We start from the raw sequence: 5,790 nt of genomic DNA, 5'->3' as shown, positions 1-5,790 counted from the left end.
AAATCATAGGTCACCACCTCTTCAGGCGGCATCGAGCGTTTCGACGACGAAATTGTTGTTGGTGTAGACGCAGATGTCGGATGCGATCTGCATCGCCTTGCGGGCGATCTCCTCGGCATCCTTGTCGCTGTCCATCAGCGCGCGGGCCGCGGCCAGCGCGTAATTGCCGCCCGAACCGATGGCCATGACGCCGAATTCGGGTTCGAGCACGTCGCCGGTGCCGGTCAGCGCCAGCGAGACTGACTTGTCTGCCACCAGCATCATCGCTTCCAGCCGGCGCAGATAGCGGTCGGTGCGCCAGTCCTTGGCGAGCTCGACGCAGGCGCGCGTCAGCTGGTCGGGATATTGTTCGAGCTTGGCCTCGAGCCGCTCCAAAAGCGTGAAGGCGTCGGCGGTGGCGCCGGCGAAACCGGCAATCACATTGCCGCCCTTGCCGATGCGGCGCACCTTCTTGGCGTTGCCCTTCATGATGGTCTGGCCAAGGCTGACCTGGCCGTCGCCGGCGATCACCACCTTGTTGCCCTTGCGCACCGTCACGATGGTCGTGGCGTGCATGGTCAGTTCATTGGACATTTCTTGGGCTCCGAGCAGCGCCATCCCGATAAGGCGATTGGCGCGGTACGAGTAACTTTGATCGGCCATATGTATGCATGGGGCCGGTGATTGCAAATCGCTCTCTGGCAAGGCCGATACCGATGCCGGAGGCAACTGGCAATCGCCGGATCATGCTGCTAGAAGGCTTTCGTTTTCAAGCCTGCGAGCGCTTGAAGCCTCTGAGCCGGTCACGATGTGAACCTCTGGACAAGGATAGAGTGATGCCGCCCCGTTCCGCCGAAGCGAGCCGTAAGACCAAGGAAACCGACATCTCCGTGTCGGTCCATGTCGACGGGTCCGGCAAGTCGGATATCGCTACGGGCGTCGGCTTCTTCGATCATATGCTGGACCAGCTGTCGCGCCATTCCCTGATCGACATGACGGTCAGGGCCAAGGGCGACCTGCATATCGACGATCACCACACGGTCGAGGACACCGGCATCGCGCTCGGCCAGGCCTTGACCAAGGCGCTCGGCGAGCGGCGCGGCATCATGCGCTATGCCTCGATCGACCTTGCCATGGACGAGACGCTGACGCGCGCCGCGATCGATGTGTCCGGCCGTCCCTTCCTGGTCTGGAACGTTTCCTTCTCGTCGCCGAAGATCGGCACCTTCGACACCGAACTGGTGCGCGAGTTCTTCCAGGCGCTGGCGCAGAATGCCGGCATTACGCTGCATGTCACCAACCACTATGGCGCCAACAACCATCACATCGCCGAGACCTGCTTCAAGGCGGTGGCGCGCGCGCTGCGCGCTGCTCTCGAACGCGATCCGCGCCAGCCGGATGCGGTTCCCTCCACCAAGGGATCGTTGAAGGGATAAGGCCATGGCCACCTACGTCGTGATGGAACCGCCAGGCCGCAGCGAAAAGGCTGATGCGACGGCCTTTGTCCGCGATGGCTTCACCTGGCTGGGCCTCCTGGTGCCGCCGCTATGGTTCGCCTGGCATCGGCTGTGGATCGAAGCAGCACTTGCCTTCGTCGTCATGGGCCTGCTTTCGATGCTGGGCCAGAAGCTCGGCCTTGGTGTGGCCGGGTCGCTGCTGTCGTTGTTGGTTTCGCTCTATGTCGGCCTGGAAGGGCAAGGCCTGCGCATCGCGGCACTTCGCCGGCGTGGTTGGCACGAGTGGGGCGCGGTCGAAGCCGGTTGGCTCGACGATGCCGACACACGCTATGCACTGGAGGCGGAAGCGCTTGCCGATGAGGTTGTGCCGGCGCCGCGCATGGTCCCCGATGCTGCCCTCGCGCGGCCAGCGCAGCCGGGCATTGCGCTGGGGCTGACCCACATACCGGGAAGAAACTGACATGATTCCGGGAAGAAGCTGAGATGCGGGTTGCGATCATCGACTACGGCTCGGGCAATCTGCGCTCGGCCACCAAGGCTTTCGAGCGCGCCGCGCGCGAAGCCGGCATCGCGGCGCAGATCGACCTGACGGCCGATGCCGAGCGGGTGCGCACGGCCGATCGCATCGTCCTGCCCGGCGTCGGCGCCTATGCCGATTGCGCGGCCGGCCTGCAGGCCGTCGAAGGCATGTGGGAAGCCGTCGAAGATGTCGCGATCGTCAAGGGCCGGCCTTTCCTCGGCATCTGCGTCGGCATGCAACTGATGTCGCAGCGCGGCCTTGAAAAGACAATTACCGAGGGCTTCGGCTGGATATCGGGCGACGTCAAGGAGATCATGCCTTCCGATCCGGCGCTGAAGATCCCGCAGATCGGCTGGAACACCATCGAACTCAAACGCCAGCATCCACTGTTTGCCGGCATTCCCACCGGGACCAACGGGCTGCACGCCTATTTCGTGCACTCCTACCACCTCGATGCGCGCAAGCCGGACGAAGTGCTGGCGGTCGCCGATTATGGCGGCCCGGTGACGGCGGCCGTCGCCCGCGACAATCTCGTCGGCACGCAATTCCACCCGGAAAAGAGCCAGGCGCTGGGCCTCGCCCTGATCACCAATTTCCTGCGCTGGAGGCCCTAGAGCATGATCCCGAAAAGTGGACCCCGGTTTTCTCGGACAAACGGTCCCGTTTGTCCCGAGATCATGCTCAAGCAAAGGGGAAACCGATGAGCAAGAAGGGTTACTGGATGGCGATGGTCGAGGTGACCGATCCGGAAAACTATCCGCTATACATTGCCGCCAACAAAGCGGCTTTCGACAAATATGGCGCAAAATTCCTGACCCGCGGCGGTCAGTCGTCGAGCCCGGAAGGGTCGTCGGGCAATCGCCATGTCATCATCGAGTTCGAGAGCTACGCGGTCGCACTCGCCTGCTTCCATTCGCCCGAATACCAGGCGGCGCTGAAGTTCCGACGTCTCTATTCGACATCGCATTTCGCCATTGTGGAAGGCGCCTGAACGGATGATCCTTTTCCCCGCCATCGATCTCAAGGACGGCCAGTGCGTGCGCCTGAAGCACGGCGACATGGCCACCGCGACCATCTACAACGATGATCCTGCAGCGCAGGCGCGGGCCTTCGAGCAACAGGGCTTCGAATGGCTGCATGTCGTCGACCTCAACGGCGCTTTCCAGGGCCAGAGCGTCAACAGCGCGGCGGTCGGCGCCATCCTCAAGGCGACGAAGAACCCTGTGCAGCTCGGCGGCGGCATCCGCACGCTGGCGCAGATCGAGGACTGGCTCGATCGCGGGCTGGCCCGTGTCATCCTCGGCACGGTGGCGGTGCGTGACCCGGACCTGGTCAGACAGGCCTGCAAGGCGTTTCCGGGCAAGGTCGCCGTCGGCATCGACGCCAAGGGCGGCAAGGTCGCCGTCGAGGGCTGGGCCGAGGCGTCGAGCCTCGGCGTCGTCGAACTGGCGAGGAAATTCGAGGGCGCCGGAGTCGCCGCCATCATCTACACCGATATCGATCGCGACGGCGTTTTGACAGGCATCAACTGGGACGCCACCATCGATCTCGCCGATGCCGTATCGATCCCGGTCATCGCGTCGGGCGGCCTCGCCTCGATCGCCGACATCATGCGCATGACCATGCCCGATGCGCAAAAGCTCGAAGGGGCGATCTCCGGGCGCGCGCTCTATGACGGCCGCATCGATCCGGCCGAGGCCCTGGCGATCCTGCAGGGCAGGGCGGAGACGCGGACGTGAAAATCTCCATCATCCTGGCCTCCTACGACAGCGGTCATTACCATGGCGGCATGGGCCAGGGCCCGGACGCACTGATATCAGGCGGGCTCGTCGACGCGCTGACCATGGCCGGCCATGACGTTACGGTGGAAGACATCGGCAGGGTCGGAGACATCCAGGAGCGCGAGATCGCCACCGGCTTTGCTGTCTGCAACGCGGTTGCGACCGAGGTTCGCCTTGCCCGTGACGCCGGTCGGTTTCCCATCGTCCTTGCGGGAAATTGCCTGACATCAGCCGGTGCGGTCGCCGGCGAGGACGCCGATGCGATCATCTGGGCCGACCAGCATGGCGACCTCAACACGCCCGAGACATCGGCATACGGCTTTCTCGACGGCATGGCGCTGGCGACGGTGCTTGGCCTGTGCTGGAGGCCGATGGCGTCGGCCATTCCCGGCTTCAAGCCGATCGATCCGTCGCGTTGCGTGCTCGTCAACGCGCGCGATCTCGATCCGGACGAGAAGCGGCTGCTGGAGACGCTGCCGATCGTGCGGACGGAATGCGCCGGGGTGGCCCAGGCGACCGAAAGACTGAAGATCGCCGGCGCCAAACGCGTGCACATGCACCTCGATATGGACGTGCATGATCCCCGCGAGTTGCAGGCCAACCGCTATATCACTTCGGGCGGCCCGAGCCCGGAGCAGTTGCGCGACGCCACTTGCGCCATGGCGCTTGCGGTGCCGGTCGTCGGCATCACCGTCTCCGCCTACGATCCGGCTTTCGACGCGCAGGCCGATGTTCCGCCGCTGGTCGGCCAGTTGCTGAACGATCTCATCGCCACGATAGAGGGCCGCTGATGCTGAAAGCCCGTGTCATCCCCTGTCTCGACGTCAAGAACGGCCGTGTCGTCAAGGGCGTCAACTTCGTCGATCTCGTCGACGCCGGCGATCCGGTCGAGGCGGCCAAGGCCTATGACGCGGCCGGCGCCGACGAGCTTTGCTTCCTCGACATCACTGCTTCGTCGGACAATCGCGAGACCATCTTCGACGTCATCGCACGCACCGCCGAACAATGTTTCATGCCGCTGACCGTCGGCGGCGGCGTGCGCCAGGTCGCCGACATCAGGAAGCTGCTCTTGGCCGGCGCGGACAAGGTGTCGATCAACACGGCGGCGGTGAAGAACCCGGACTTCGTTGCCGAGGCTGCCGACAAGTTCGGCAACCAGTGCATTGTCGTCGCCATCGACGCCAAGAAAGTGTCCGCCACCGGTGAGGCCGACCGCTGGGAGATCTTCACCCATGGTGGGCGCGAAAAGACCGGCATCGACGCGGTCGAGTTCGCGCGGAAAATGGTCGATCGCGGCGCCGGCGAGATCCTGCTGACCTCGATGGATCGCGACGGCACCAAGGCCGGCTACGACATCGCGCTGACCCGCGCGATATCAGACGCCGTGCGCGCGCCGGTCATCGCTTCCGGCGGCGTCGGCACGCTCGACCACATGGTCGAAGGCATTCGCGACGGCCATGCCGGTGCGGTGCTGGCCGCGTCCATCTTCCATTTCGGTACCTACACGATAGCGCAGGCCAAGGCGCATATGGCCGCCGCAGGGCTGCCGATGCGGCTGGACTCTGTGAATAATCGGCCCTAAAGCATGATCCCGAAAAGTGGGAACCGGTTTTCGGAAAAGATCATGCCTAAACAAGCAGATAGATGGCGCCATGGCTGAGTTTTCGCTGTCAGGTCTTGAAGAAACCATCAGGGAACGCGCCCATTCCGGCGACCCGGACTCGTGGACGGCAAAACTGTTCGCGCGCGGCATCGACAAGGCGGCGCAGAAACTCGGCGAGGAAGCAGTCGAGACGGTGATTGCCGCCGTCAAGGGCGACAAACAGGCCCTCGTTTCGGAAAGTGCCGATCTTATATATCATTGGCTCGTCGTTCTCGGCCTCTCGGGGGTTTTGCTGAGCGACGTGCTCAAGGAGCTCGAAGGCCGCACCCGGCGTTCGGGCATCGCCGAGAAGGCGTCACGGCCCAAGGGCTGACCGCGAGGAAGGGCAGGTATCTCGATGGATCAGCTCGCGCCGACCGAGAAGTATTCCCCGTTTCGCTTCTTCTCCGC

General features: G+C 63.9%; 9 protein-coding genes. 8 read left to right on the top strand and 1 reads right to left on the bottom strand.

All coding sequences use genetic code 11. The annotated features are described in order from the left end of the window. Positions 1-21 precede the first annotated feature (21 nt). The gene (hslV, locus tag EN879_RS21940; RefSeq protein WP_013528351.1) at positions 22-573 is read right to left on the bottom strand and encodes an ATP-dependent protease subunit HslV; all 552 of its coding nucleotides are present in this window, start codon (positions 571-573) and stop codon (positions 22-24) included. Positions 574-815: 242 nt separating this feature from the next. On the opposite strand from hslV, the gene hisB reads away from it, so the two are divergent. The 8 genes from hisB (at position 816) to EN879_RS21900 (ending at position 5,713) form a co-directional block, all read left to right on the top strand. Further along, entirely contained in the window at positions 816-1,415 is a 600-nt protein-coding gene (gene hisB / locus EN879_RS21935; RefSeq protein WP_063169777.1) for an imidazoleglycerol-phosphate dehydratase HisB, read from the top strand. Positions 1,416-1,419: 4 nt separating this feature from the next. Further along, a complete protein-coding gene (locus tag EN879_RS21930; protein ID WP_063169778.1) occupies positions 1,420-1,896 on the top strand; it encodes a DUF2628 domain-containing protein in 477 nt (158 codons plus the stop codon). A 23-nt stretch (positions 1,897-1,919) separates the two neighbouring features. Beyond that, a complete protein-coding gene (gene hisH, locus EN879_RS21925) occupies positions 1,920-2,570 on the top strand; it encodes an imidazole glycerol phosphate synthase subunit HisH (RefSeq protein WP_063169779.1) in 651 nt (216 codons plus the stop codon). A gap of 86 nt (positions 2,571-2,656) precedes the next feature. Beyond that, entirely contained in the window at positions 2,657-2,947 is a 291-nt protein-coding gene (locus EN879_RS21920; RefSeq protein WP_013528347.1) for a DUF1330 domain-containing protein, read from the top strand. Between the two features lie 4 nt (positions 2,948-2,951). Beyond that, positions 2,952-3,695 (top strand): 1-(5-phosphoribosyl)-5-[(5-phosphoribosylamino)methylideneamino]imidazole-4-carboxamide isomerase, encoded by a 744-nt coding sequence (gene hisA, locus EN879_RS21915; RefSeq protein ID WP_063169780.1) that lies wholly within the window; start codon positions 2,952-2,954, stop codon positions 3,693-3,695. Then, a complete protein-coding gene (locus tag EN879_RS21910) occupies positions 3,692-4,528 on the top strand; it encodes an arginase family protein (protein ID WP_063169781.1) in 837 nt (278 codons plus the stop codon). Before hisA ends, EN879_RS21910 begins: the two co-directional genes overlap by 4 nt. Beyond that, on the top strand, positions 4,525-5,319 hold the full coding sequence (gene hisF / locus EN879_RS21905) for an imidazole glycerol phosphate synthase subunit HisF (RefSeq protein WP_024501998.1): 795 nt from the start codon (positions 4,525-4,527) through the stop codon (positions 5,317-5,319). The genes EN879_RS21910 and hisF overlap by 4 nt, the downstream gene beginning before the upstream one ends. A gap of 70 nt (positions 5,320-5,389) precedes the next feature. Then, positions 5,390-5,713, top strand: coding sequence for a phosphoribosyl-ATP diphosphatase (locus EN879_RS21900; protein ID WP_013528343.1), 324 nt, complete (start codon positions 5,390-5,392; stop codon positions 5,711-5,713). Positions 5,714-5,790 lie beyond the last annotated feature (77 nt).

The sequence above is a fragment of the Mesorhizobium sp. M7A.F.Ca.AU.002.02.1.1 genome, assembly GCF_003998535.1.
GTDB classification, from domain to species: Bacteria; Pseudomonadota; Alphaproteobacteria; order Rhizobiales; family Rhizobiaceae; genus Mesorhizobium; species Mesorhizobium ciceri.
Note: the sequence above shows the minus strand (reverse complement) of the source record. Positions and strands in the feature narration are given on the sequence as shown.